The organism is Nocardia pseudovaccinii (assembly GCF_050942345.1).
GTDB lineage: Bacteria > Actinomycetota > Actinomycetes > Mycobacteriales > Mycobacteriaceae > Nocardia > Nocardia pseudovaccinii.
In genome coordinates this window covers 779586-804001 of the sequence record NZ_CP192074.1, presented here as the reverse complement: position 1 = coordinate 804001, position 24416 = coordinate 779586, and the positions used below count along the sequence as shown (strand labels likewise).

The 24416-nt window shown below is 65.1% G+C and carries 21 protein-coding genes; 11 read left to right on the top strand and 10 right to left on the bottom strand.

Annotated elements, in window-relative coordinates; genetic code table 11:
- Positions 1 to 62: 62 nt before the first annotated feature.
- The 3 genes from ACQPZ2_RS03600 to ACQPZ2_RS03590 are packed head-to-tail and all read left to right on the top strand — an operon-like array spanning position 63 to position 5571.
- Complete coding sequence (locus ACQPZ2_RS03600) at positions 63 to 2624, top strand: serine/threonine-protein kinase (protein WP_433524292.1); 2562 nt, start codon at positions 63 to 65, stop codon at positions 2622 to 2624.
- Positions 2621 to 4861, top strand: a complete 2241-nt coding sequence (locus ACQPZ2_RS03595; RefSeq protein WP_433524291.1) for a protein kinase domain-containing protein — start codon at positions 2621 to 2623, stop codon at positions 4859 to 4861. The genes ACQPZ2_RS03600 and ACQPZ2_RS03595 overlap by 4 nt, the downstream gene beginning before the upstream one ends.
- Positions 4858 to 5571, top strand: a complete 714-nt coding sequence (locus ACQPZ2_RS03590) for a cyclase family protein (RefSeq protein ID WP_433524290.1) — start codon at positions 4858 to 4860, stop codon at positions 5569 to 5571. The genes ACQPZ2_RS03595 and ACQPZ2_RS03590 overlap by 4 nt, the downstream gene beginning before the upstream one ends.
- Here ACQPZ2_RS03590 and hpt read toward each other — a convergent pair whose 3' ends face one another.
- The 4 genes from hpt to ACQPZ2_RS03570 form a co-directional block, all read right to left on the bottom strand.
- The gene (gene hpt, locus ACQPZ2_RS03585; protein WP_063042806.1) at positions 5572 to 6129 is read right to left on the bottom strand and encodes a hypoxanthine phosphoribosyltransferase; all 558 of its coding nucleotides are present in this window, start codon (positions 6127 to 6129) and stop codon (positions 5572 to 5574) included.
- Between the two features lie 49 nt (positions 6130 to 6178).
- Positions 6179 to 7198, bottom strand: a complete 1020-nt coding sequence (tilS, locus tag ACQPZ2_RS03580; RefSeq protein ID WP_433524289.1) for a tRNA lysidine(34) synthetase TilS — start codon at positions 7196 to 7198, stop codon at positions 6179 to 6181.
- A 71-nt stretch (positions 7199 to 7269) separates the two neighbouring features.
- Positions 7270 to 7653 (bottom strand): PPOX class F420-dependent oxidoreductase, encoded by a 384-nt coding sequence (locus ACQPZ2_RS03575; protein ID WP_433527306.1) that lies wholly within the window; start codon positions 7651 to 7653, stop codon positions 7270 to 7272.
- A 47-nt stretch (positions 7654 to 7700) separates the two neighbouring features.
- The gene (locus ACQPZ2_RS03570) at positions 7701 to 8294 is read right to left on the bottom strand and encodes a dihydrofolate reductase family protein (protein ID WP_433524288.1); all 594 of its coding nucleotides are present in this window, start codon (positions 8292 to 8294) and stop codon (positions 7701 to 7703) included.
- Between the two features lie 90 nt (positions 8295 to 8384).
- Between ACQPZ2_RS03570 and ACQPZ2_RS03565 the strand changes: the two genes are divergently transcribed.
- Positions 8385 to 8837 carry a winged helix-turn-helix transcriptional regulator gene (locus ACQPZ2_RS03565; RefSeq protein ID WP_433524287.1) on the top strand — a complete coding sequence of 151 codons (453 nt, stop codon included), beginning with the start codon at positions 8385 to 8387 and terminating at the stop codon, positions 8835 to 8837.
- 51 nt (positions 8838 to 8888) lie between these two features.
- Here ACQPZ2_RS03565 and ACQPZ2_RS03560 read toward each other — a convergent pair whose 3' ends face one another.
- Both ACQPZ2_RS03560 and dacB read right to left on the bottom strand, forming a co-directional pair.
- Positions 8889 to 10004 carry a zinc-dependent metalloprotease gene (locus tag ACQPZ2_RS03560; protein WP_433524286.1) on the bottom strand — a complete coding sequence of 372 codons (1116 nt, stop codon included), beginning with the start codon at positions 10002 to 10004 and terminating at the stop codon, positions 8889 to 8891.
- A gap of 13 nt (positions 10005 to 10017) precedes the next feature.
- On the bottom strand, positions 10018 to 11457 hold the full coding sequence (gene dacB / locus ACQPZ2_RS03555; RefSeq protein ID WP_433527305.1) for a D-alanyl-D-alanine carboxypeptidase/D-alanyl-D-alanine endopeptidase: 1440 nt from the start codon (positions 11455 to 11457) through the stop codon (positions 10018 to 10020).
- A gap of 213 nt (positions 11458 to 11670) precedes the next feature.
- Here dacB and ACQPZ2_RS03550 point away from each other — a divergent pair, with 213 nt between their 5' ends.
- A complete protein-coding gene (locus ACQPZ2_RS03550; RefSeq protein ID WP_433524285.1) occupies positions 11671 to 12162 on the top strand; it encodes an inorganic diphosphatase in 492 nt (163 codons plus the stop codon).
- A 188-nt stretch (positions 12163 to 12350) separates the two neighbouring features.
- On the opposite strand, the gene ACQPZ2_RS03545 is transcribed toward ACQPZ2_RS03550, so the two are convergent.
- Both ACQPZ2_RS03545 and ACQPZ2_RS03540 read right to left on the bottom strand, forming a co-directional pair.
- Positions 12351 to 12614: a hypothetical protein gene (locus tag ACQPZ2_RS03545; RefSeq protein WP_063042810.1), complete on the bottom strand. Its 264-nt coding sequence runs from the start codon at positions 12612 to 12614 to the stop codon at positions 12351 to 12353.
- 204 nt (positions 12615 to 12818) lie between these two features.
- Entirely contained in the window at positions 12819 to 12971 is a 153-nt protein-coding gene (locus tag ACQPZ2_RS03540; protein WP_433524284.1) for a hypothetical protein, read from the bottom strand.
- A gap of 186 nt (positions 12972 to 13157) precedes the next feature.
- Between ACQPZ2_RS03540 and ACQPZ2_RS03535 the strand changes: the two genes are divergently transcribed.
- The 4 genes from ACQPZ2_RS03535 (at position 13158) to ACQPZ2_RS03520 (ending at position 21541) form a co-directional block, all read left to right on the top strand.
- The gene (locus ACQPZ2_RS03535) at positions 13158 to 13661 is read left to right on the top strand and encodes a YbaB/EbfC family nucleoid-associated protein (RefSeq protein WP_433524283.1); all 504 of its coding nucleotides are present in this window, start codon (positions 13158 to 13160) and stop codon (positions 13659 to 13661) included.
- Positions 13661 to 13981 (top strand): WXG100 family type VII secretion target, encoded by a 321-nt coding sequence (locus ACQPZ2_RS03530; RefSeq protein WP_433524282.1) that lies wholly within the window; start codon positions 13661 to 13663, stop codon positions 13979 to 13981. Before ACQPZ2_RS03535 ends, ACQPZ2_RS03530 begins: the two co-directional genes overlap by 1 nt.
- Position 13982: 1 nt before the next feature.
- The gene (locus tag ACQPZ2_RS03525) at positions 13983 to 20504 is read left to right on the top strand and encodes an ADP-ribosyltransferase (protein WP_433524281.1); all 6522 of its coding nucleotides are present in this window, start codon (positions 13983 to 13985) and stop codon (positions 20502 to 20504) included.
- Positions 20505 to 20608: 104 nt separating this feature from the next.
- On the top strand, positions 20609 to 21541 hold the full coding sequence (locus tag ACQPZ2_RS03520) for a hypothetical protein (RefSeq protein ID WP_433524280.1): 933 nt from the start codon (positions 20609 to 20611) through the stop codon (positions 21539 to 21541).
- Positions 21542 to 21925: 384 nt separating this feature from the next.
- Here ACQPZ2_RS03520 and ACQPZ2_RS03515 read toward each other — a convergent pair whose 3' ends face one another.
- Both ACQPZ2_RS03515 and ACQPZ2_RS03510 read right to left on the bottom strand, forming a co-directional pair.
- Positions 21926 to 22144 carry a hypothetical protein gene (locus ACQPZ2_RS03515; RefSeq protein WP_433524279.1) on the bottom strand — a complete coding sequence of 73 codons (219 nt, stop codon included), beginning with the start codon at positions 22142 to 22144 and terminating at the stop codon, positions 21926 to 21928.
- 260 nt (positions 22145 to 22404) lie between these two features.
- The gene (locus ACQPZ2_RS03510; protein WP_433524278.1) at positions 22405 to 22830 is read right to left on the bottom strand and encodes a DUF4254 domain-containing protein; all 426 of its coding nucleotides are present in this window, start codon (positions 22828 to 22830) and stop codon (positions 22405 to 22407) included.
- Between the two features lie 405 nt (positions 22831 to 23235).
- On the opposite strand from ACQPZ2_RS03510, the gene ACQPZ2_RS03505 reads away from it, so the two are divergent.
- Both ACQPZ2_RS03505 and ACQPZ2_RS03500 read left to right on the top strand, forming a co-directional pair.
- On the top strand, positions 23236 to 24144 hold the full coding sequence (locus ACQPZ2_RS03505; RefSeq protein ID WP_433524277.1) for a helix-turn-helix domain-containing protein: 909 nt from the start codon (positions 23236 to 23238) through the stop codon (positions 24142 to 24144).
- Positions 24113 to 24331, top strand: a complete 219-nt coding sequence (locus tag ACQPZ2_RS03500) for a DUF397 domain-containing protein (protein ID WP_433524276.1) — start codon at positions 24113 to 24115, stop codon at positions 24329 to 24331. Before ACQPZ2_RS03505 ends, ACQPZ2_RS03500 begins: the two co-directional genes overlap by 32 nt.
- Positions 24332 to 24416: the final 85 nt, after the last annotated feature.

The window sequence follows — 24416 nt, the reverse complement described above, 5'->3', positions numbered from 1 at the left end:
CGACACATCCACCGAACGGCCACTGCGGATACTCGACATCCGCTCAGCAAGTAGGTCCGAAAATGAGTGCTGATCCCGAAAATACGCACCGAACCGATCTCGACACCGAGCCGGCCAGAGACTGGGGCGAGTCGCCGTCGCATACCGAGAACGATGTGGTCGAGGCCTTCTCGACCGCATGGGAATCGGCGCGCCGGCCACCGGAGATCGCCGACTTTCTGCCCGATGCCGAATCCTTGCGCCGGGCCGCCCTGATCGAATTGATCCGCGTCGACCTGCGACATCGCTGGATCCGGGTCCCCGAGACGCCGACGCCGCGTAAACGGCTTTTCGACTACTGCGCCGAGTTTCCGGAACTCGAACCGGGCGGCATTCCGGCCGGTTTGGTGTACGAAGAGTTCGTCATCCGCAGACACAGCGGTGAACGTGTCGATCCGAAGGATTATCTGCGGGAATATCCGGAACAAGCGGCGGAATTGCGCGCGCTGCTCAATGTCGACGACATCGACCAGAGCACCCGCCGGGCGGCGCTGGAGGATTCGGTGCTGACCGAGTTCGCCAATACCCGCGCGGCGGCCGAACTGAGCCGGACCGTGCAAGCCGATCAAACCGTCGGACTGAACCAAACCCAGCAGTCCGTTCGTAATACTGACGTGACGCGCACGACCGTCGGTCCGACCGAGACGGCGACCGCCATTCCGACCACGATCGGAACCGGTCCGGGGAAATTCAACGCCCTCGACCGGATCGAGATCGGCCAATCCATCGACGACTTCGACCTGCTCACCGGACTCGGCAGCGGCGCATTCGCCCGGGTATTCCTGGCCAGGCAGCGATCATTGCAGCGCTTGGTCGCGGTGAAGATCTCCGCCGACCACGGCACCGAACCGCAGACCCTGGCCCAGCTCGACCACGACTACATCGTGCGCGTCTTCGATCAGCGGCTGCTCGGCACCGATGACGCCCGCGATCCGGCCATGCGCCGACTCCGGCTGCTGTACATGCAGTTCCTGCCCGGCGGCACCCTGCTCGGCGTGCTGCGCTGGGCACGCGCGACCCCACCCGCCGAACGCAGCGGACAACTACTGCTGGACGCGGTCGACGCGGCCATGGAGGAGAAGGGCGAAATCCGCCCGACCGATTCCAGCGTGCGCGCCGAGATCGCCGGACTGAGCTGGCCGGAAACCGTGGCCTGGCTGGGCCGCAGATTGGCCGAGGCGCTGGAATACGCCTCCGCGCACGGCGTACTGCACCGCGATGTGAAACCGGCCAATATCCTGCTCACCGCGGAGGCGGTGCCGAAGCTGGCCGATTTCAATATCAGCTTCAGCCGCAATGTGGCGGGCACCAGTCCGGTGGCCTATTTCGGCGGCTCACTGGCGTATATGTCGCCCGAACAGTTGGAGGCCTGCCACCCCGGCCGCGAGCGCACGGCCGAGGATCTGGATACCCGTTCCGATATCTACTCCCTGGGCGTGGTGCTGTGGGAATTGCTCACCGGCGCGAAACCGTTCGACGATTCCACCGCGGCTGACCACGGCGACGATACGGCGCTCGAGGGCATGCTGGAACGCCGCACCGTCGGGGTGGACGACACGGCGCTGCAACGCGTTCCGGCGAATTGCCCAGCGGCGCTGCAGCGGGTGCTGCTGACCTGTCTGGAATCGGACCGGACACGGCGCTGGGCCAATGGCGGTGTGCTGGCCAAGCAGTTCGACCTGTGCATGGACCCGAGGGCCCGGGATCTGGTCGACCCGCCGCCCGGCAGTTGGCGGCTGAAGTTGCGCGCGTGGCGGCTGGTGATCGTGTCGCTGGCCATCGGCATTCCGAATATCCTCGCCTCGGCATACAACATCCAGCACAACCAGCATCTGATCGTGGACCGGCTCCCCGAGGACGCCGGGCGCACCTTCATGATCATCACCACCGTGGTGAACGGAATCTTCTTCCCGCTCGGGGCGGCGCTGATCCTCTATATGTCCCGGAGAATGCTCACGGTGCCGCACGGGCTGCGCCGCCACCGCCGCTACGACGCCGAGACGCTGCGCCTGGCCAGAGCGGATTCCCTGCTGTTCGGCGACCGCGCGGTGTGGGTGGTCTTCTCGCTGTGGGTGCTCGCCGGGTTCACCTTCCCGATCGCGCTGCAATTGGCGGCCGGGGACGTGCCCGCCCGCGCGGTGGTGCACTTCCTCACCTCGATCGTGGTGTGCGGCGCGATCGCGATGGCGTACCCGTTCTTCCTGGTGTGCTTCTTCATGGTCCGCTGCATCTATCCGATCTTCCTGCGGCACGGGGAGATCAGTACCGAGGACGCGGTGTGGCTGCGCGGCCTGGATCGCCGCGCCAACGGATATCTGGCGGTCGCGGCCTCGGTGCCGTTGCTCGCGGTGGCGGGCGTGACCTTCCTGCCGCCCGGCGATATTCCGATGGTGATCGCCGCGGTGCGCGTGCTCTGTGTGGGCGGCATCATCGCGTTCATCGGCTCCTACCTGCTCTTCCGGGCACTGGAGGCCGATCTGCGCGCACTGGAGCGGGTCGTCGCGCCAGCGGATTCCCTTGACCGCGATCATGTTTCGGCGGACCGGGAGCGCGACAGGCCGGCCGTGCCGGAGCCGCGATCGTGACAGCTGCCGATTTCGCGGATCGAGGCGAGACCGACCCCATATCCAGATTCACCGAAGATTGGCAGCACTGCCTGCGTGGCGAGCGGACCGAACCACCTCCGATCGTGGAGTACGTCCCCGACGGCACCCAGGCGCGGCTGGCGGTACTCACCGATCTGGTTCGCATCGATCTGCGCCACCGCTGGGATCGGGAAGGCCTCGGCAAACGCATCGCCGAGTACCGCAAGGAATTTCCCGAGGTCGAGCACAGTGCGGAATTGGTCGATCTGCTCTGTGAGGAGTTCCTGGCCCGACGCCGATACGGCTCGCTGGAACTGGCGGATTTCCTCGCCGAATATCCGGAGCTGGCGCAGGATGTGCGCGCGCGGCTGGCCGTTTACGCCGACGACGACGCCGCTACGGCCGATACCGAGCGAGCCGCCGCGCTGGTCGCCGGTCTGACACCGGGTCATCGGATCGATGACTTCGATCTGCTCACCGATCTGGGCACCGGCACCCTCGGCCGGGTCTTCCTCGCCAGGCAGCGTTCCATGCAACGTCTCGTCGCCGTGCGGCTTTCGGCGGGCCGCGCGGCGGGCGGGCACAGCATGGCGCAACTGGATCATCCGCATCTGGTGCGCGTTTTCGATCAGCGCCTGGTCACTGCCGCGACACCGGAGGCCCCCGCATCGACCCGGCTGGTCTACATGCAGTACCTGCCCGGCGGTACGGCAGCCGGAGTGCTCGCCGAGCGGCGGCGCGGCCCGGAATCCGAGGGCGGTGCCCTGCTGCTGCGCGCCATCGATGCCGCCATGGAGGCCAGGGGCGAGATCCGGCCGTCGGATTCGAGTGTGCGCGCCGAAATCGCCGCACTCAGCTGGCCGGAGACGGTGGCCTGGATCGGCAGACGACTGGCCGACGCGCTCAACTACGCCGAGCAGCACGGCGTACTGCATCGCGATATCAAACCGGCGAATGTGCTGTTCACCGCCGAGGGTATCCCCAAGTTCACCGATTTCGCCGCGCGCACGGCGGCACCCCGCACGGCGGCGAATCCGCTGGCCGCCGAACCGGATTCGCTGCCGTACCGCTCCCCCGAACAACTCGCCGAACTCCTCGATCCGGCCGCACCGCCGTCCGGCCGCAGCAGCGATATCTACTCCCTCGGCGTGCTGCTGTGGGAAATGCTCACCGGCGCGATGCCGTTCGACGATCCGCCGATACCCGCCGATCCGGACGCCCGCGCCGCAACCATCGCGACCATGGTCGCCCGGCGCGAGCGCGGCGTCACCGCGCAGACGCTGGAGCAGCTGCCCGCGGACACCCCGAGCGCGCTGCGGCGGGTGCTGCTGGAATGTCTGCGGACCGATCCGCAGCGCCGCTGGCGCAATGGCGCAGAACTCGCCGCGCAACTGGATCTGTGCCTGGACGAGCGCGCCAGGGAACTGGTCGATCCGGCACCGACCAGTTTTGCGTACCGGTCGCGTGGCTGGCTCATACCGATCCTCACGCTGTGCGTCGGCGTGCCGAATCTCCTTGCCAGCGTCTACAACATCAACCTGAACAACTCACTGATCATCGATCGGATGACCGCGGCCGACCAGGAACGGTTCGCCGCGGGCGGCCTGATCACAAATCTCATCGCCTTTCCGATGGCCGGATTGCTGCTGCTTTTCCTCACCCGCCGCCCGCTGACCATCGGATTCCGGCTGGCCCGCGGTCACGAATACTCGCCGCGCACGCTGGCCGCCGCCCGGCGCGACACCCTGCAGATGGGTGACTGGGCGGTCTGGGTGCCGTTCGGGTTCTGGCTGCTCGCCGGGCTGGTGTGGCCTTTGGCGCCGGTATTCTTCGGGGTCGAGCTACCGCGCGCGACCTTTTTGCACTTCTTCGCCGCACAGGTGGTGTGCGCCGCGATCGCACTGGCGTATCCGTTCTTCCCGATCATGGTTTACGCGGTGCGTTCGATTTATCCACAGCTGCTTGTGCGCGGCGGCATCGGCGCCGAGGACGAGGAGCAGCTGCGCAAACTCGCCAAGCGCGGAAACTTCTATCTGGGCGTCGCCGCATCGGTGCCGCTGCTCGGCGTGGCCAGCGCGACCTTCGTCGAGGCCGCCGATCTGGATTTGGTGATCGTTCCGGTGCGGGTGCTCAGCGTGGGTGGCATCCTGGCATTCGTGCTCACCTATCGGTTGTTCCGGATGCTCGAGGCCGATCTGCTGGCCTTGGCACGTGCGATTCCGCAGCGGAAGCGATGACCGACCCGCGGCCGTTCAGACGGCTGGTCAGCCTTTCTCATGTCCACGATCCGGCGACGGCGCCGCTGTTTCCCGGTGATCCCGAATTCCGGACCGATATTGTCGCGACGGTCGCGAACGACGGCTATTACCTGCGCTATATCCAGCAGGGCGAGCACACCGGAACCCATTGGGGCGCACCGATCCACTTCCATGCCGACGGACTGGCCGCCGACGAATTGGATCTCGACGATCTGTTCTTGCCCGCAGTGAAAATCGACGTGCGGGACCAATGTGCGAACGATCGGGATTACGCGATCGACATCGCTGATCTGCGGGAGTGGGAGGGTCGGCACGGGCGGATACCCGATGGCTCGGCGGTGGTGGCCTGGACCGGGTGGGACGAGAAATGGGGAACGCCGGAATTCATCGGAACCGGCGAAAGTGCCGATCACCAACCGGGATTCGCGGTCGAGACGGTGAAATGGTTATTGCGGACCGGACGGCTGGGGCGGCGTGGCGCGCTCGGCATCGATACGTTCGGACCCGATCTGGGGACCGACGACACCTATGAGGTGTCGAAGCTGCTGTATCGCGAACATCGGATCAGCTTGGAATGTCTGGCGAATCTCGCCGAACTACCCGTCACCGGCGCCTGGGTATTGGTCGGCGGTGCGCTGTACAGCGGTGGGTCCGGTTCGCCCGCAACAATATTCGCCATGCTGCCCTGATTACGCGCCGCCGTAGACCTTCGGGTCGAGTGTGCCGATATACGGCAGGTCGCGGTAGCGCTCGGCATAGTCGAGGCCGTAGCCGACGACGAATTCGTTCGGAATATCGAAGCCGACGTGCGCGACTTCCACGTGGGTGCGTAGCGCGTCCGGCTTGCGTAGCAGGGTGACGACCTCGAGCGAGGCCGGATTGCGGGTGGACAGATTGCGCTTGAGCCAGGACAGCGTGAGACCGGAGTCGATGATGTCCTCGACGATCAGCACGTTGCGGCCCGCGATGTCCTTGTCCAGGTCCTTCATGATGCGCACGACACCGGAGGACGAGGTGGACGAGCCGTAGGAGGAGACGGCCATGAATTCCATCTGGGTGGGAATCGGCAGCGCCTTGGCGAGATCGGTCATGAAGAAGATGGCGCCCTTGAGCACGCCGACCAGCAGCAGATCCCCCTCGGGGGCATCGGCCGGATAACGCTTGGCAATCAGCTCGGCCAACTCCTGGGTCTTGGCCGCGATCTGTTCCTCGGTGATCAGCACCGACGCGATATCGCCCTCGTACACGTCAGTTGGTTTCCCTTCCCTGGTGTCTCCCCGGCCGACCCATTATGTGTCATCGGCTCCCTTGCAGACGCAAAGTCAGCCTGCCATGTTCGCGCGCCGCGACCAACCTGCGCCCCGGCTGCCCGCCGCCCACCGCGACGCCACCCTGTCCGCGCCATGCGGTAATCAATTCGTCAACCGCCTGTAAATGCTTGTTGGTCAGGGCTTTAGCGCCACCGGCCAGCAACCAGGCACGGATAGCGCGCCGGCGCAAGGCCGCGGGGGCAGTGGCGAGGGTCTCTATCGAGAGGGTCGGGCCATCACTCGCCGGACCGGCGCTCGCGGTTCGTAACAACTCGTCGGCCAGCGCGTCCAATACCGCACCGTCATCGCGCAACTGCTCGGCCGTCCGCGCCAGCGCCCCCGCGACCCCACCGCCGAGCACCTCCTCCAGCAGCGGCAGAACCTCGTTCCGCAACCGGACCCTGGTGAACTCCGCCGCCGAATTGTGCGGATCCTCGAACGGCGTCAGTCCGATATCGACACACAACTGCCTGGTCACCGCCCGCCGCACCCCCAACAGCGGCCGTCCCCACGGATCAACGAACGCCGCCATCCCCTGAATCGACCGCCCACCCGATCCCCGCCCCAACCCCAGCAACACGGTCTCGGCCTGATCATCGAGCGTGTGCCCGAGCAGCACCGGCAACCCACCCCGCGCCCCGTCGAGCGCCGCATACCGAGCCGCCCGCGCCGCCGCCTCCATTCCCCCGTCCGCACCGACCTCGACCGCCAGCACATGTGCCGACCGACACCCCAGCGCCAACGCCGCGGCCGCCGCCTCAGCCGCCACCCTGTCCGACCCCGCCTGCAACTGATGATCCACGACCAGCGCGTCGACCTGCCCTGCCTCCGCTACCGCAGCCGCCGTCAATGCCAGCGAATCCGCACCACCGGACAACGCGACCGCCACATCACCCGTCGCATAATCGGCCAGCCATCCCCGCACCGCCCGCCGCACCTCGAGCACCGCCTCGGTCTCGGGCAGCCGTCGCGAATTCCCTGGCATCGCTCCCGCCGTCCGGCTCATATCCGGAGACTACCGATGACCAGTGCCCTCGATTCGCTCGGCAAGCTCCACGATGGGGCCTTCGCCACCGCTCATGAGACGCCTACCGTCTGCCGCTCGGGTTCGATGATTGCGACCACGCGCTCTTTGTCTCGTGAATACGGCTGACCGATGTACTTGTCGGCCAACCGGTCGATGATCGTCCAGGCCGCATCGCCTTCGAGCCACTCGATGACACGGCCGCGCAGGATGACCGGCTGGAACGGGTTGTCGGCCGGTGTCAGGGAGAGCGCGACCCGCGGGTCGCGACGCAGATTGCGGGCCTTGCGGCTGTCCGGGCCGGTGAGGAACACGATGTGGTCGCCGTGCGTGCCGACCCAGACCGGGATGGAATGTGGGGCACCGTCCGGCAGGACGGTGGCGAGGTGGGCGATAGAGGTGCCGTCGAGGACGCGGCGTACGTACGGGTCGAGCATCGTGGTCATCTCCTGGCGTGGGTTCCGGATGGGCTGGTCGTCGGAGGTCATCGCACTACCTCGTAGTGCAGGTGGGTGATGCCGGGCGCCGGGACGGCCTCGACGAGGCGCAAACGCACGTGCTCGGGCAGCGACTGGAAGAAGGGGCGTCCGTCGCCGAGCAGGACCGGAACCTGATGCAGGATCACCTCGTCGACGAGTCCCGCCCGCAATGCCTCGGTCACGACACCGCCACCCATCAGGCCGACGTCCTTGCCACCCGCCGCCACACGGGCCGCCGCGATCGCGTCTTCGATGCCGGTCGCGATAAGGGTCTGCCGGTCGGTCAGCTCCGGTGCCGCCCGATGGCTGAGGACGAAGAGCCCGGCCTTCGGGTGTGGACTGCCGCCGCCGAAATGGTCGGAATCTTCGTAGGTGTTGCGGCCGGCCACGACCGCGCCCACCCGTGCGGCGAGTGCGTCGAATACCCGGGCGCTTGGCTCGCTCAGCCCGAACCCGTCGAACACCCGGCTCGGTGTGTCGCCGTTGAAATACCAGTCGAAGAGCATCGTCGCGTCGCCGAGGCCGCGCCCGGCGCCAGGATCGCGGCCCGTGATGTAACCGTCGACCGAAACCGCGTGCGCGCTGATGACCTTGCTCATCTCCGCAATCCTCTCTGAGTTCCCTTAAGAGACGCTATGACCATAACAGTCAAAGTTCCCTAAGGGAACTCAGATGGCTAAACTGGTTTTATGCAGCGCACGGACTTCAGCAAAATGGCGTGCTCGATCGCGCGCACGCTCGACGTCATCGGGGAGCCCTGGTCGCCGCTGATCCTGCGCGACGTATGGGTCGGACTCAGCCGGTTCGAACAGCTCCAAGCCGACCTCGGTATCTCACGCAAGGTCCTGACCGAGCGGCTGAACCACCTCGTCGACCAGGGCGTGCTCGACCGCCGCCCCTACGACCAGCGACCGCGTTACGAGTACGTACTGACGGAGAAGGGCACCGAGCTGGTCGACCTGCTCATGGTGATGACCGGCTGGGGAGACAAATGGCTCGCGGGCGAAGCCGGTCCGCCGGTGCTCTACCGCCACCACGCCTGCGGCGAGATCAGCAGCGTCGACCTGCGCTGTGCCCACTGCGGCGAGCCGATGCACGCGAACGACATCGACCCGCTGCCAGGCCCCGGCGCAGCCGTGTGATGCACCCGCTGGCACGAACCGAAACACGTTCGGGCGCAAAGCAATAGAGAACTACCCGAGGACACGCGCCACCCAGCGCTCAGGGGCCTCGATCTCCGTTGCGAGCGGAAGGGTTTCGGGGTTGGTCCAGACGGTGTTGAACTGGGCCATGCCGACTTGCGCCACCACCGCGTCGACGAATTTCTTGCCGCGGACGTATTGAGCGACCTTGGCGTCCACGCCGAGCAGGGCACGCAGCAGGCGTTGGACCGGGTTGGTGGGGCGTTTGCGGCGCTTGTCGAAGGCGGCGCGGATTTGTTCGACGGTCGGGATGACGGCGGGGCCGACAGCATCCATGACGTGGTCGGCGTGGCCTTCCAGGAGGGTCCCGAGCATCAGCAGGCGGTCCAGGGCTTCGCGCTGCGGCGGGGCCTGGGTCGCACGGAGCAGGCCGACGACGCCGCGGGAATTCGGGTCCTCGGTGCCGGTGCCGCGACGACGGTCGCGCACCTCTTCGACGAGGCGACCGAGCATTTCGGCGAGCGGTTCGTCGCCGACTTCACCGAGGATGTCGACATTGGCGCGCATGTAATCGGCCAGCCACGGCGCGGAGGAGAACTGCACCCGGTGGGTCACCTCGTGCAGGCAGACCCAGAAGCGGAAGTCGGTCGGCGAGACACCGAGTGCGCGCTCGACGGCCATGATGTTCGGCGCGACGAGCAGCAGCGTCCCATCGGGTCCGGTGAACGGGTCGTACTGGCCGAGGATCGCGGTGGACAGGAAGGCAAGCATCGCGCCCGCTTGCACACCGGCGGGTTTGCCTGCGAGCAGGCCCTTGTCCGATACCTTCCCGGTGCCGGTCAGCTGGGCCATGGAATCGGCGGCCGCATTGATCCAGCCAGGCCGGTCGACGATCAGGGCCGAGGGCACCGGCTGATCGTCGAGCAGACCGCTCACCTCACGAACCGGCCCCTCCGCCCGCACCGATGCCTCGGCCAGCTCGCTCACTACCTGTTCGGCCGAGTATCGCGAGGTCCGCGGGCCGGACGGCACCAGCGCGGCGCCGGTGCGCGCGGCAAGGCGCCAATCGACGGCACCGGAAAATCCGGAGCGTCTGCGCTCGGCCGGAGCGTCCGCACCCGAATTCACGGCGGGCGCGGCGCCCGATTTGTCAGTGCCTTCGAACATGGTCAACCACCCGTCACGAGCATCCACAGTTACGCAGCGTGCCGGCGATGGCGTCCAATGCGGGCCGGCTCAGCTCCGGTGGCCGATCGTTCGACATCAATGCGAAGGTCAATACCCGCCCATCGCTGTCCAGCACATACCCGACCAACGTGCTCGCCACCGACAGAGTTCCGGTCTTGGCCCGCACCCAGCCCGCGCCGCCCCGGTTCTGCGTGACATAACGGATGCTCAGCGACCCCGTCGCACCCGCGATGGGCAGATCGTCGAGCAGCGGCGCCAGGGTGGTCGCGATCCGATCGTTTTCCGGCCTGGCCTTGGTGTTGCTCGGTTGCACGGCATTGGCCCCGCTCGGCTTCGCCGCGGTCGAGATGATCTTGCCGAGCAGCCGGGCAGGCACCCGGTCCTCGGTCGACAGGCCGCTGCTATCGCGCATCGAAAGTCCGTTGAGATCGAATCCGCCCTTGCCGAGCGCGGTTTCGAGAGCGGTGACGGCTCCGGTGAACGACGCCTCGTTACCGGACGCGACCGCGATCTCGCGGCCGATGGCCTCGGCGAGCACATTGTCGGAATGGACCATGGTGTCGCGCAACCGGTCCCGCAGCGGCGCGGATTGCACGCTCGCCACCTCGGTCGCACCGGCGGCGGCATTGCCGATCCGCACCTTGGCGGGATCGAGTCCGAGTTCGATTGCCAATCGCTGTCCGGTGGCCAGGGCCGGAGTCGGGGTGCGCGGCGAGTACTCCACCAGCGGGTCGAGGCGGCCGCCGTCGAGCATGACCGGATCCATCGGTGCGATCGAACCCTCGCCGATATCGACCGGATCCCAGCCGGGCGCCATGGGCGGGCCGGAATACGCGGAGGTGTCGACCACGATGGTGTCGACGGGATGGCCGGAGGCCTTGATCTGTGACACCAGATCCGACAGCCGCGGCCCGTTCGGGTAATACCCATTGCCGTCGGGCTGCGCGGTCAGCGTCGGATCGCCGCCGCCGACGAGCACGAGTTCATTGGGTGCGGATCCGGTGACGACGCGGGTGGTCACCCGATGATCCGCGGGCAGGGTGAGCAGGGCGGCCGCGGTGGTGAGGACCTTGGCGGTGGACGACGGAATCATCGGCTTGTCGGATTCGGCGCTCCACAGCACGGTCGCGGAGTCGGCATCGGTGACCTCACCGGCGAATGCACCGAGGTCCGGATTGGCAACCACCTGCGCGAGTGCGGCGGCGACACCGGACGGAGTCGGCGCGGGCGCATTCGAGGGCGCCGGCGCGACCTGCGGCAACGGTTTGACCGGGTCGGGCGGCGCGGCGATGGTGAGCCCGCCGTGCCGGAATTCCTCGGTCCACGGTTTGACCGCGATCACCACGCCTGCCCCCGCACCGAGTAGCAAGGCCAGCATGAACGCGACGCCGATCCAGATATTGCGGCGTCGCTTGGCGGCCAAGCCACCGATATTCCTATTGCTGCCACCCACCACGTGCCCGCCGTCTCTCCGTCTCGTATCGCTGCACCGTCACACCGTCGCCGGTCCACCCACCTACCGCACCCAAGTGCCCGCGGACCACACTATCCTCGTTCCGGCACCGTTCCCCCCGAACACCTGTCGAGTCGGCGTTCCGACGACCGCGACGCGACAGTCCCTCAGAAGCATCAGTAAGGAGATGGCGTGGAGTTCGACGTCACCATCGAGATCCCCAAGGGTTCTCGGAACAAGTACGAGGTCGATCACGAGACCGGTCGGGTCCGGCTCGACCGCTTCCTCTACACGTCCATGGTCTACCCGGCCGACTACGGCTACATCGAGAACACCCTCGGCGAGGACGGCGACCCGCTGGACGCCCTGGTCCTGCTGCCGGAGCCGGTGTTTCCGGGCTGCCTGATCGAGGTGCGCCCGGTCGCGATGTACAAGATGGTCGACGAGAAGGGCGGCGACGACAAAGTCCTGTGCGTGCCCGCGGGCGACAAGCGCTGGGACCACATCCAGGACCTGGCCGATGTGCCGGAGTTCGAACTGGCCGCGATCAAGCACTTCTTCGAGCGCTACAAGGATCTGGAACCGGGCAAGTTCGTCAAGGGCTCGGAGTGGGTCGGTCGCGCCGAGGCCGAGGCCGAGGTGGAGGCATCGATCAAGCGGCTGCAGGAGCACGGCGGCCACTGAGTCTTGTTGGGGCGGTGGATAATTCGCTCCTGACCGAAAGCGGAAAGTCCGGTGCGTCCGGACTTCCCGCTTTCCTCGTCATCGCGGCACGATATCCAGGTGCCCCGAAGCGGATGGAGACAAACGTCAACGACTGAGCGCCACGGTTACGGGGTGCTGCCCGGGGCGCTCGTGACTACGTCGTCGGGCTACGAGTTCTCCCCCGGTTCCCTGGTGACGGGGAATGGATTCATGTTGTCGTCGAATCCGGGAACATCACGCATCTTGTCACGAAGGCTGTCCGGTGCGTAGTTGCCGGAGTTGTCGAGGCTGTCGAGATAGTCCCAGCGCAATTTGGCAAATCTCTCTCGGTCCTCGGGTGACAGCGCAGCCTGTTCGGCTTCGGATTCGGCACGGATTCGTGCGAACACCTCGGGATCCCAACCCGGCGGGGTCTTCTCGGTACCACTCATTGTCATGCACCTCTTCTATAAGTCGTTATAACTGAGTGTCATCGAATCGCCTGCTGCTCAGCCACTCATCGAACGAAAGGCTTTTGGTGGACGCCCGTTGCGGCAGTTCGGGATTGACTGAGCTGTTGCCTCCCCTTCCAGCGTTATCGCCGACGGTATCCGCCCAGCGGCGTCAAAGGCAATGTCGAACACGGGTTGTCGAGGTCACTGCCCGGTTCGGTCGTAGTCGACGGCGAATGTGCGCAACCCCGCGACTGAGAACTGGTCGAGGGCAGCGTCCACGTCGAACCGCGCCGGGTCGAGCGGCTCGGCAATGGTGTCGACAGTGACGGCCCTGCGTCGGCGGCCGCAACCCATACTGCCACCGCGTTTCTCGCTCTACGCCCTGGTCCCCAGTATGAGACTCCGTAACGGGTCCGACGCTGCCGCACCGTTTGCCCTTCACAGGTGCCCAATGTAGAAATCATCCGATCGATGGAACCGACAGCCACTGCGCCGCGTCGGAACTATTGACAGATCGATTTCCGGGAAGTGGGTGGGCGTATGGCCGGCAGCGAGCAGAACGCACTGCGTGCGCGCAACGACGCGCTGCGCGACCAGGTCGATTCGCTGATGGAAATCTTCGAGCGGCAGCGCCGCGAGCTCGCCGACGTGCAGTCCCGCCTGGCCGCCACCACCGGCGAGGCCTGGTCCAGCGACAACCTAGTCCGGGTGGTCGCCAATATCTCCGGCATCCCGCTCGAAGTACATCTGACCCCGGAGGCCTTCAAACGCTCCACGCCGGAAAAACTGGGCCACTCCATAACCGAGGCGGCTCAGGCAGCGGCCGCCGCAGCCGCCACACAGTCCCAACAGGCGTTCGCCCCCATTCAAGCACTCGCCGGCGACATACCGGACCTTCCCGATCTGGTACCCGGGGCACCCAGCATCAACGACCTGTTGCAACCATCCCGGCCCGAATCCACGTCACAGCCCGCGGCACCTCCACCGGACAGCGACGACGAAGACGACTACTACCGCAGCCGCTCCTATCTGCGGGACCGCTGATGAGCAGCCTGAAGGCAGACCCGGACGCCCTGCGCGCCACCCAGCCGAAATTCAGAGATGTGGCCGAGCGCGTCAAGACCGCCGCACAGAATCTGCGGCGGGTCATCGACGCCGAGGGGCCGTGCTGGGGTTCGGACACGCCGGGCACGGAGTTCGCCAAGGGCTACGCCGAACCGGCGAAGAAGACCTTGGAGCAGGTCGGAAATCTGTCGGATGTGCTGTCGGGCCTGGGCGACAACGTAAAGACCATCGCCGACCAGTTGCAGCAGCAGGACCAGCAGCGGGCCGGCGCGCTGACGCAACAGCGGTCCGAGCTCTGATATGGGGATCGAGATCCCCGACGAACTGCAATGGGTCGCCAAATACGTTGTGGGCGCTGGAGATTGGCCCGAGGGTGACGAAACCGCCATGCGCCGGATCGGCCACGCCTGGGGCGAGCTGGCCACCGCTCTCGGAGAAATCCGAACCGACTCCGACCACGTAGCTCAGGCCGCGCTGAACGCATTGGAAGCCGGCCAGACCCACGACGCGTTCGACAGTTACTGGAATCAGGTCGACGGCCAGGAAGGCATGCTGCCGCAACTGATCGAAAGCGCCAAGGAACTGTCGGACCAAATCGACGATGGCGCAGCCGATATCGAGCACACCAAATACGTGATCATCGGAGCGCTCGTAGTCTTCGCGATCCAGATGATTCAGGCGATAGCTACCGCCGCCACCGGCATCGGCGCCCCGGCCGCCGCCGCGGAAGAAGCCGCCTTCCAGGTCGCCACCCGGCTCACGATCCGCATGGTGATCAAAGAGCTGATTCAGAAGCTGATGAGCAGGGCCACCGCCAAGGCCGCCTTCTGGGGCGTCATGCAAAGCGCCGGCGTCGATCTGGGCGCGTCGGTGTTGCAGATGGCCCAGGGTAAGCGCGGCGGTCTCACCCTGGATGAGGCGAAAAACCTTGGCCGCGAGACGCTCACAGGCGCCATTGGCGGCGCGCTCGGCGGGGCGCTCGGCTCCGGTGGCGTCGGTAGTCACGCGGTCGACGCTGTCGAATCCAAAGTGGGCAAATTCGCGACGCAGACCGCGACCGACGCTGCTGCGGGCGCGGTTGGCGTAGTAGCAGGCACTGCGGCCACGGTACCGGTCGGCGGCAAGTTCGAACTCGACCCGACCACAGTCGCCACCTCGTCATTGGCCGGCGCCGCCGGCGCCACTGCCGGTCAACACGTCGGCGGCGCGATCCACGAGGCGCGCACCTCCGGAAACGACTCCGCCTCAGGCCATTCCGGAAATACCGATCACGACACCGGTAATCGCGCACCGACGAGCCCGTCCAGCAGCGAGAACCCCGGCGGAACTTCCTCAGCTGGACAACAACATTCAGGTGCTGCGGAACCTTCACCTACCAGTGCGACAGGGACACAACACACCTCACAGGACACGGGGAATACGACCGCACCCGGTTCGCACGACACCAGCAACACGACCACGCCCAGCTCGCACGACACCGGCAACACGCCCGGTTCACACGGCACCGGCAACACGCCCGGTTCGCACGACACCGGGAATACGTCCTCCCCCAGTTCGGACAACGGCGGTAGTACTCAGCCCAACTCACACACAACCGAGGCACCCGCTCCCACACACGACGACAACAGCCCGACCGCCACCCAGAGCTCGGAAGTCGGTGCTCCGCAACATAATCCGTCAACCAGTGGGCAGGAAGTCGGCAGTACGCCCACGCACTCCGAGCACCCGGTCTCATCCACTCACGACAGCGCCACAACACAAACCCCCCACGACAGCACTCCGACGCAGACCGCTCACGACAGCGCCCCCGTCCAACACGATTCCAGCGCCAACACCCAAGGCGCACATCAGCCCTCGCCGACCGCACACGAGCCGTCCTCAGCTCACCATGACAACGGCAGCCCGACCGGCGCCAGCCTCGACCTACCACCGGTCGACAGACCGCCGACAACTACACCCCACGACACCGGAACCGTCGCCAACGACAGCGCGACCACACAACACGACACCACCCGCCCGAGCCCGCACCAGAGTTCGCCAACTGGCTCAGCACAGCACGATGTCAACGCGAATACCACTGGCTCACAACATGATTCGTCCACGACGCAACCGCTTGGCCACACATCCACGCCCTCGCACACCGACAGTACGAGCAGTGCGGCGGGCCAACCACATCCGTCCGGCGCCGAGCCGACCGTCTCCGCTTCACCCAGAGGCGCGGATCAAACAACTTCCACCACAACGCACCAGTCCAACCAACCGGACAGCACTGCGGCCTCCACACAGGTAAGTTCCGCCGACACCGCCACCACAACGGGTTCATCCACCGGCATGCCCGCCACGAGCGGCAGCCTCGGCACCCACGCCGGAGCGGGCTCCAACGCCGCCGAGGGCCACCGCTCCAGCATCCCCAACTACACCCCGACCACCGACACCGCCCACGCACCATCGCGCACTGGCACCTCCACTGCCCCAGGCCATCCCAATGCCAGTCCACGACCGGAACCCGCCAGGGCCGACACCGCCCGGCCGCGCACCGACCGCACAAACCTCACCCCCGACATCCCTCGTGCCACGCCACCCGATCCAGCCCGCACAGCACCAGCACGCCCCGATGCGGCCGCACCCCGTGCCGACCGAAACCCCACCCACACCAACACCCCGTCACGCGCACCGCACGAGCCACCGGTTGCGGCACCGCGCAGCGGCGAACGCTACGACACACTATGGGGACGACACGATGGCGCTACTGATCTACTACAACCGAATCAGGAACGACCCGAACGAGGTGGAATACCAGTTCGGGGAGACGAGGGACAATCTCGACCGCGTCCTGACGATCGACACGACGAACAACACCGCCCGCACGGACCAACCGGAGGACGTGATTCTCCGGTCCGCGGCGGGACAGATCACGCTCCGGGCGAAACGCGAGAAAGCGTGGCCCCAGAACGGGGTAATCGCCTCTTAACCGAGGGCGGCGAGCGCCGCGACACATCGGTCCCCGAACCGGTCGATAGTCCATCTCGGGGTGCAGCGCCTGGTGAAGGTGAGCACGGTACCGATCATCCGTCCCTCGACGGTAGTGGTGAGAACGTGGCGCCGGAGCAGTCTCAGAGCGGCGGGACAATTCGTCCGCGGAACCCGCTTGATTATGCCGCCCAAGATAAGTGGGCACGCGATGCGTACGAAACCATCCGTGCGTCGGGTGCCGATGTGCACGACATGGCCGAGAACCTGTCGGCGGTGACGCGCGGCGATGGTTCGATCGGTTTCAGCGAGCATGAGCTCGGACAGGTGAAGCAGCATCTGTTCGAAGACGACCACAAGCTGAGCGTGTTCGACGACGACGGAAACGTCGTAGGTTACGAGAACCGCCGCTTCGATGCCGATCCCGATATCGCCGAGGCTTGGATGCGGCTTTCTCGCGGCGAGCCGCTACCAGCCGACATCAGGCTGCTGGAACATGAACTGGCAGAGGCCGGATACCTTCGGGAGTACCCGGATGCCAGCTACCACGAAGCCCATGCTCACGCCAATACGAAGGCAAACTGGGAAGACGACATCCCCGGGCGCACCGGCGAGAACTACCAAGATTGGGGAGACAAAGATGGCGCTGTACGTGGTCTACCGGAAGACCGCGGAAACCGAGACCGAGGTGACCTACCGGTTCGGGAGCAACGAGACAGAACTGAACCGGGAACTGGTGATCGAGAAGAACGGCTCGGCCGTCAGAGCGGTGGACGCAACGACCGACCCACTGGTGATGAAGGTCGCCGCACGAATACTGGCGCGGAAGGGGACCGATCCGAACTGGCCGGGCGGAGGCGGAATCCAGGCCTGAACGACCAATCGCCGGAGTCTCCTCGCGAGGAGCGACCCGCCGGTCCGACACACCAGGAGGCGCCCGAGTCGCAGCCTGACCCGAGTTCGACGCCGGAGGAACAGGCCGCTAAAGATGCCTGTGATCGGCTACCACAAGCTGAACGCGAGGCCATCGAGGACTACGCCGGCGACGCATACAACGAGATCAACCGCCATTTACGGTTCGGCGAGGAACTTCACACGGTCTCCCCGGAGACCATCGAGTTGATTCGCAGTGGTCTGGACAAGCTCCCGGACCATGTCGGACCGGTGAAGAGATCGATCATGCTCGCACCGGAGGCCATAGAGAAGTTCTGGTACGACAACCGGCCCGGCGCGGTCGTCGAGGATCCAGGGTTCGTGTCGACGTCGAAGACCCAGTTCAAGTGGAACCCGAACGTCAAGCTGACAATCGTTTCGGCTACCGGGAAAGACATTTCGTTCCTGCGGCCTCCCGGCAAGCGCGGTGAAGCAGAGGTCCTCATTCCAGACGGCAGACAGTTCCGCGTGCTGGATCGTGAGATGGACTCCGACGGAACCCTGCACATCACATGGGAAGAGATCACCGATTCACCACGGTCGCCCGACAGCAGCGATTCGGACAGTGCTTCAACTCCGCGTGACCTGGAACCAGATCAGCCTTTCCCGCAGGAATCCGTTCCGGACAGCAATGTGGCCTTCTCGCTCGACCTCTCGGATTCAGCAGCGCCGGTCGAACCGCACCGGTCCGAGTCGCCACCTGGCCACGAGCCGAGTGCGCGCGAAAAGCTCGCTCCCTACGAACCACATCCCGAGCCGACGTCCGAACGTCCCTCTGAACCTGTGCATTCGGAAGGGTCCCGCCGTATCGAGGACTCTGACCCTGACGGGTACGCCCCGCGTCCTGAGGGGAAGTCCGACGATCACCATGTCCCCTCCCGCGTGGATGAGCAACAGCACAGCCCGGCGCATGACAGCGATCATCAGCCCAATCCCGATCGCCCCAAATCCCTGACGCCGCATCTGAAAGACCGCTTCGAAGAACTGCGAACCCTTGCCACGGAGATCGGGCTGGCCGACCGCGACCCCGCCCGGCAACACGAACTCCCCGGTCTCCGCGCCGAATTCGCCCACCGATTCGACAAACTAGGACTGCTGGACACAGACCCGTCGAGCACACCCTGGAGACTGCTCGACGAGCACCAACCAGAACTCGCCAAATACATGGCGGATCACCAAAGGTACCTCCTTCCGGCCCCTTCCGAGGCCGTAGAACGTGCTCCCGACAGCCACTCCCGAAGCAGCGGCGTGGACGGAATGGAAATCCAGCGCACCCCGGGTGAGCACTCGACCGAGTCCGGGTTGCCTGCAGATCTCTCACCAGCGAGAAGTGCGTCCGTTGCCCACCCGGAACAACCACGCCCACAAGAACATCCGGCAAACCACGAACACACACCAGAACACGCCAGAGCCGGCGAACATGCACCGGAACACCCCGGTACCCGCGAGCACAACCCGGAGACCTCCGACAGACCGAACCAACCGTCACACGCCCAGGACCGTCCTGCGAGCGCACCCGAACACCAACCGACCCGCACCGACCACCCCGAAACACCGCACCGCCCAACCGAACCCGATACGGCACCGCGATGGGCCCATCAAGACCCGAACTACCACCTGAACGCCGCCAGGCTGCCCGACTGGTGGCCCCACGCGGGCGAGCACACCACGCCCCGATCACCCGAACCCGATACATCCACCCCAGCAAGAGCCACTGAGACCCAACCCGCGGCCAGACCCGATGAATCCAGCCGCCCGAACCCCGCGCCCTACCGCTCCGCTAACGAACATCTCACGCGTGCACCCGAATCCGAACCTCCGACACAATCGGCGCCACGTGCCCGGCCAGACAGCCCTGCCGAGGCGTCCCACCCGACAACTCGCCCGAATACGCAGCATCCCGCGCCAGCCGCTGATGGACATCGACCGATGCCCGACGAAGGCCAGGTTCACCGTGACGGTGTCAGGCGTTTCGGCACGGACGACGCCGGCCAGCGATACGGCGACAACCGTCTGGCCCGCGCGCTACACAGCCTGCCATCCGAGCTGCGCAACGCCGTCTACAAGTACACCGTGCAGTCGTTCCCGAATGGGTTCCTGCGAGGACACAATCCTGCCGAGGCGGTGGGCAGGCATTTCGATTTCCTGCGCCGCGAAAGTCACGCTGTCGCCGCACTCACTCACGCGAACCACGGCCGGATGCCGACGAAATCCGACCTGGAAGCATTGGCGCGCCGCCCAGACCTGAACCCCTATCAGCGTCAGTGGGTTGACTACCTGCGCGCACAACCGGACACCCAAACTCGGCTGGACAAGCTCAAGGAGAACGAGCAGAACTGGGGTTTTCTGCATCACTATTTCGAAGGTCCACCGACGGTCGAACGGTTCAATCAGCTGATCGCGGAAATCGATGCGGCAATCACGACGCCGCTTCCGGAATCGGTTCAGGTGATACGCGGACTCCATGACATCTCGTTCTTGGAGACAGCCGAGGGACATCTCCTGGGCAACGGCGATCCACGGGCATTGATAGGTACTGTGCAGGCCGAACGCTCCCACATGTCAACGTCCCTGGGCACCAACCTGACTCAGGTCGACGGGCACAACTACCGCATTCGAGTCGAGATGAACGTCCCCGCTGGGACCCCCGGCCTGTGGATGGGGCGCAACAGCCACTACCCCGATCAACGCGAACTGATACTGCCCCGAAATCTCGAATACCGGATCACAAATGTGGTTCAGACCGGCTGGATCCTCACCAAAAACGGTCACCAGCCCACATATACGGTGCACGCTGAGGTGGTGCAGGCTCCGCCTACAGCTTGGGGTACCTCCGATGCAACCAATGTCACGTCAATTTCCGAAGACGCCGATACGGACGAAACCGAATATCCAATAATTCCACCCACTGGAACATGAATGTTATTCGAACTGCATAACAGAGCGGAGGTCTCCCGACGAGTCCTTCGATGACGCGACAGCGGCATACTTCTAACAGACCCACCAGCGACGGAGTGCCGACGATGACCGAACCACCGTTTTGGATGCAATCACACAACCCCGACGAGCGGCACCATCCAGGCATGCCGACAAACCAGACCGGCCCGACCCCGTTTGATGCATCGGACTACGAGTACGATTGGAGCCCCGAACCGCCGCCCGGCACACCGGAGTATCCGTACGATCCATGGAAAATCTCTCCGAGGCGGGAAGCGTACGAACGGTGGACGCGTAAACCGCTGCTGGCTTGGCCGGTCGTTGTGCACGGCGAATTCATGGGTGTCGTGTGGGCATCGAAGGAGCACGACTCGGCAGCGGTCCTCCGTCTCCTCAGCCGTCCTGACGGTTGGATGGACGTCTGGGAGGCCCGACTCGATGAGGCCTATCGGCAAGGTTTGCGCCCGACGGACGCGGTGGGCCGTTGGATCGGCGCACCCGAAGATCCGGTCGGCGGCCACATCCCCAGCGACGTTCCCCCATACGAGGCACCGAATCTTGCGACCCTCTACCAGCGAATAAACCCGGGTGGCCCGCCGGCCCCGAACCCGTGGATCCAGGATGGCGAGTTCCCCGATGGAACTCCTGTCGATCGTTCACAAGGATGGGGACCGCTGGTCAGTTCACCGCTGTCACGGTATCCAACCGACACGCAGTCGCCGGTCCGATTCTTCCCCGTAACGAAGAACGCGACAGTGCTCGGCTACCTGTGGGCATCAACGACCGGTGAAGCCGCCGACTACCTCCCCCGCAGTGCAGCTGGAGCAGCGGGTGTAGCAGCCGCAGGGCTCTGGCAGTTGTGGCTGAGCCGAGCCTATAAGGAACGATTGTCGTCACTGCAGGCTCTAGACCGCTGCCAGAACATGCCGGAGGACCATTTGTCCGGCGTCATCGGAGGCCATGCCTCACTCAGCGAGCTTCCATCCCTCGATCAGCTGAAAAGCATTGCTCGGCAATAACTTTGCCGACATTTCCGAAACGTTCGGTAAGACGCCATGATAGCGCGGGTGATCAGTCTGCTCAGCAGTCTCCAGGACAGCGGCACCTGCGCCACGAGATCGATTGCCGCCTGCGCGGTCATGCGGTTCGGTTGAGCAGTGCCTCGATCATCGCATCGTGGCTCCAGCGGATGGCCAGGTGCCACAGCAAGTACCGTCTGGATGGAAGTCCAGGAGACCCGAGCCCATGAGCAATCGGCGGACGGATTCGGTAGAAATGAATCCGCGCGCCCGAAGATCCGGTCAGTGGTCCCCTGAGCACAACGAAAAGCGGGAAGTCCTGTTCGAACTTCCCGCTTTTGATTATGGTGCGGTGCCGCCGATTTCGGTTATCGGCGGATCAGGTCAGTAGTAGATGTAGAGATCCCAGCCGCTGTAGGTTTCGACGCACTCGTAGTAGTAGCCGCCGGTGGTTGGCGAGGCGCCGTCCGCCGCACACGCCGCGGAGGTGGCGTAGGTGCCGTAGTAGTAGCTCGTGGCCGCGGACGCGGTTGCTGCCGTCGACACCCCGGCGACGGCGGCGATGGCGAGAAGACCGGCCGCGATGAAGGACTTGATTCGCATTTCACTGCTCCTGAAAGCGAGGTTGATTGATTACCTCGCTTACATTAAGGACAGCAAACGCCCCGAACAGCCAACCCTAGGGCTCGAACAACCACCCCCTTGGGCAATACCACCTTCCCCACCCACCCACGCGCCCAAGGCTTCTCGGCCACAGCGTCGCCGAGAATGTGTCCCTGGAAGGCGGCTGTCGATGTTTGCGTCCACCAGTACATGGTGATCTTGAAGTGCCATGTGGCGCGACGACCCTGTGGTGCGGCGGTTCACGGGCCGCCGGGGAGTCGGCGACGGCCCTCGGCGAGGTCGTGCACCAGATCCTCGTAACCAATGGCCAATTCGACCAGCGCCTCCCAGGCGTCGCCGAGGTCGTAGTCCGTTGCGCTCGCCAGGGCGGCGTAGGCGATGGCGGTGAATTGAGCGAGCCGGTCGATCACCGCGCCCAGCGTTTCGGTGTGCACCGAGGTGCTGCCATGCGCGGGCGGCAACTGCGCACGGACCCAATGATTGATCTGGTGCACCAATTTCCCTCTCCCACAATCGATATCATCGCTGCGACCGCTGGCTGCGAGTCGACTCTCGTGCAGGCACGTGAGTTCATAGGCGGCGTGTAGCAGCGGGTGCGCGGCGTGCTCGACGCCGCGGCAGGCACGCAGCACCTCCCCCTTGGTCGGCAGCGGTTCGATCAGCAAGTACATCCTCGGTGCGCACGCGGCCGGATCGCGTCGGCGACCGCACTATGGTCCTCGGCATCCGCGACTCGCCTCGGCACGTTCGGGTGCGCGCGGTCGAACCTCGAGATGCGCGGCCGGTCTCGGTGGTCCATCGGTTGCCTCGATTCGTCTCGGTGAATTCGAAGCGCCCGGCCGAAACTGCGGATAAGCGGCAATCCGTTGTGATCCAATAGGTTTCTCGAGTTTCCTACGGCTCTCCGACCGGGCGCGGCAACAGCACAGCACGCGACAGGCGGAGGAGTCAGCGTCTATATGAGGTCTGCATTCGAATCGCGCCAAAAGGCGAGGACAAGTTCCGTGTCCGCGGATCGGTACATCCGCGGCCACATCACACTCGTTTCCGAAAAACTGAAGTAGGGGGCCATGACGGATTCCGGAAGTACGGTGCCACGACGACAACTCGGCCGCCATCTGCGTGACCTGCGCTTACAGGCCGGGATAAGCATGCCCGAGGCGGCGCAGCTGATCGAACGCGGCACGACGACCTTGCAGCGGTTGGAGACCGGGCAGGCGAATCGGATACGGCTGCTCGATATTCGAGAGCTGTGTGCGGTGTATGACGCGGAAGAGGTGGTTACGGCAGGGCTGCTGGGGTTGGCGCAGCAGGCGTCTGGGAAGTGTTGGTGGCATGAGTATGGGAAGTTGATTCCGCAGGACTTCAACGTCTACGTGGGGCTGGAGGCAGCGGCGAGGCGGCTGACGTCGTATGCGCCGGATGTCGTGTTGGGCTTGCTGCAGACTCCCGGCTACGCGCGTGTCCTCGCTCGTGACGTGTACCCGAACGACACCGAGGACGAAATCAATCGCCGCGTGCAACTGAAGCTTCGGCGACAGCGCGCAATCACTCGCAAACGGCGGCCAGTCGAACTGAAGGTAGTTCTTTTGGAGTGTGCTCTGCGTCGGGTCGTCGGCGATGCCAGGACGATGAGCGCCCAATTGCGGCATCTTGCGGACGTTTCAACATTGCCGAACGTCTCGCTGCGTATCCTTCCGCACTCGGAGGTTACCCCCTTGGGTGATCCCATCGGGCTGTTTACGATCGTCGACTTCGATGTCGACAAGAAGGGAGAGCCGATCGAGCCATCGGTTGTCTACCTCGAAAACTTCACGGGGGATTTGTATTTGGAGTCACCACATCATGTCCAGCGCTACCATGTTGCCCATGACGCCATCTGGCGGCGAGCGCTGGACGAGACCGCAAGCAGGAGCCTGCTTCGGCAAATCGCAAGGGAGTACGCCGGTGACCAACAAGTACGACGTCGACCTGTCTGAAGCCCGGTGGTTCAAGAGCATCCGCAGCTCGGGCGGCAAGGATTGCGTCGAGGTCGCCTTCCTGGTCGACTCCCTCGTCGGTGTGCGGGACTCGAAAAGCCCGGACGGTCCAGCACTGGTCTTCACCCCCGATCAGTGGGATGCCTTCACTGCGGCCGTCTCCGATGGAAAGTTCAGCCAGTCCTGAGTGATCGATACGAAGCCTCCCGCACGATGTGAGTGCGGGAGGCTTTCGGTATCCGATCATGCCTCGTCTCATTGCCGGTCTCCTG

Bases quoted from the DNA above. Each gene is read 5' to 3' on its own strand.
- ACQPZ2_RS03600 (WP_433524292.1), top strand. From the start codon at position 63: ATGAGTGCTGATCCCGAAAATACGCACCGAACCGATCTCGACACCGAG.
- ACQPZ2_RS03590 (WP_433524290.1), top strand. From the start codon at position 4,858: ATGACCGACCCGCGGCCGTTCAGACGGCTGGTCAGCCTTTCTCATGTC.
- tilS (WP_433524289.1), bottom strand. From the start codon at position 7,198: ATGAGCCGGACGGCGGGAGCGATGCCAGGGAATTCGCGACGGCTGCCC.
- ACQPZ2_RS03575 (WP_433527306.1), bottom strand. From the start codon at position 7,653: ATGCTCGACCCGTACGTACGCCGCGTCCTCGACGGCACCTCTATCGCC.
- ACQPZ2_RS03570 (WP_433524288.1), bottom strand. From the start codon at position 8,294: ATGAGCAAGGTCATCAGCGCGCACGCGGTTTCGGTCGACGGTTACATC.
- ACQPZ2_RS03565 (WP_433524287.1), top strand. From the start codon at position 8,385: ATGCAGCGCACGGACTTCAGCAAAATGGCGTGCTCGATCGCGCGCACG.
- ACQPZ2_RS03560 (WP_433524286.1), bottom strand. From the start codon at position 10,004: ATGTTCGAAGGCACTGACAAATCGGGCGCCGCGCCCGCCGTGAATTCG.
- ACQPZ2_RS03545 (WP_063042810.1), bottom strand. From the start codon at position 12,614: ATGAGTGGTACCGAGAAGACCCCGCCGGGTTGGGATCCCGAGGTGTTC.
- ACQPZ2_RS03540 (WP_433524284.1), bottom strand. From the start codon at position 12,971: ATGGGTTGCGGCCGCCGACGCAGGGCCGTCACTGTCGACACCATTGCC.
- ACQPZ2_RS03535 (WP_433524283.1), top strand. From the start codon at position 13,158: ATGGCCGGCAGCGAGCAGAACGCACTGCGTGCGCGCAACGACGCGCTG.
- ACQPZ2_RS03530 (WP_433524282.1), top strand. From the start codon at position 13,661: ATGAGCAGCCTGAAGGCAGACCCGGACGCCCTGCGCGCCACCCAGCCG.
- ACQPZ2_RS03525 (WP_433524281.1), top strand. From the start codon at position 13,983: ATGGGGATCGAGATCCCCGACGAACTGCAATGGGTCGCCAAATACGTT.
- ACQPZ2_RS03520 (WP_433524280.1), top strand. From the start codon at position 20,609: ATGACCGAACCACCGTTTTGGATGCAATCACACAACCCCGACGAGCGG.
- ACQPZ2_RS03515 (WP_433524279.1), bottom strand. From the start codon at position 22,144: ATGCGAATCAAGTCCTTCATCGCGGCCGGTCTTCTCGCCATCGCCGCC.
- ACQPZ2_RS03505 (WP_433524277.1), top strand. From the start codon at position 23,236: ATGACGGATTCCGGAAGTACGGTGCCACGACGACAACTCGGCCGCCAT.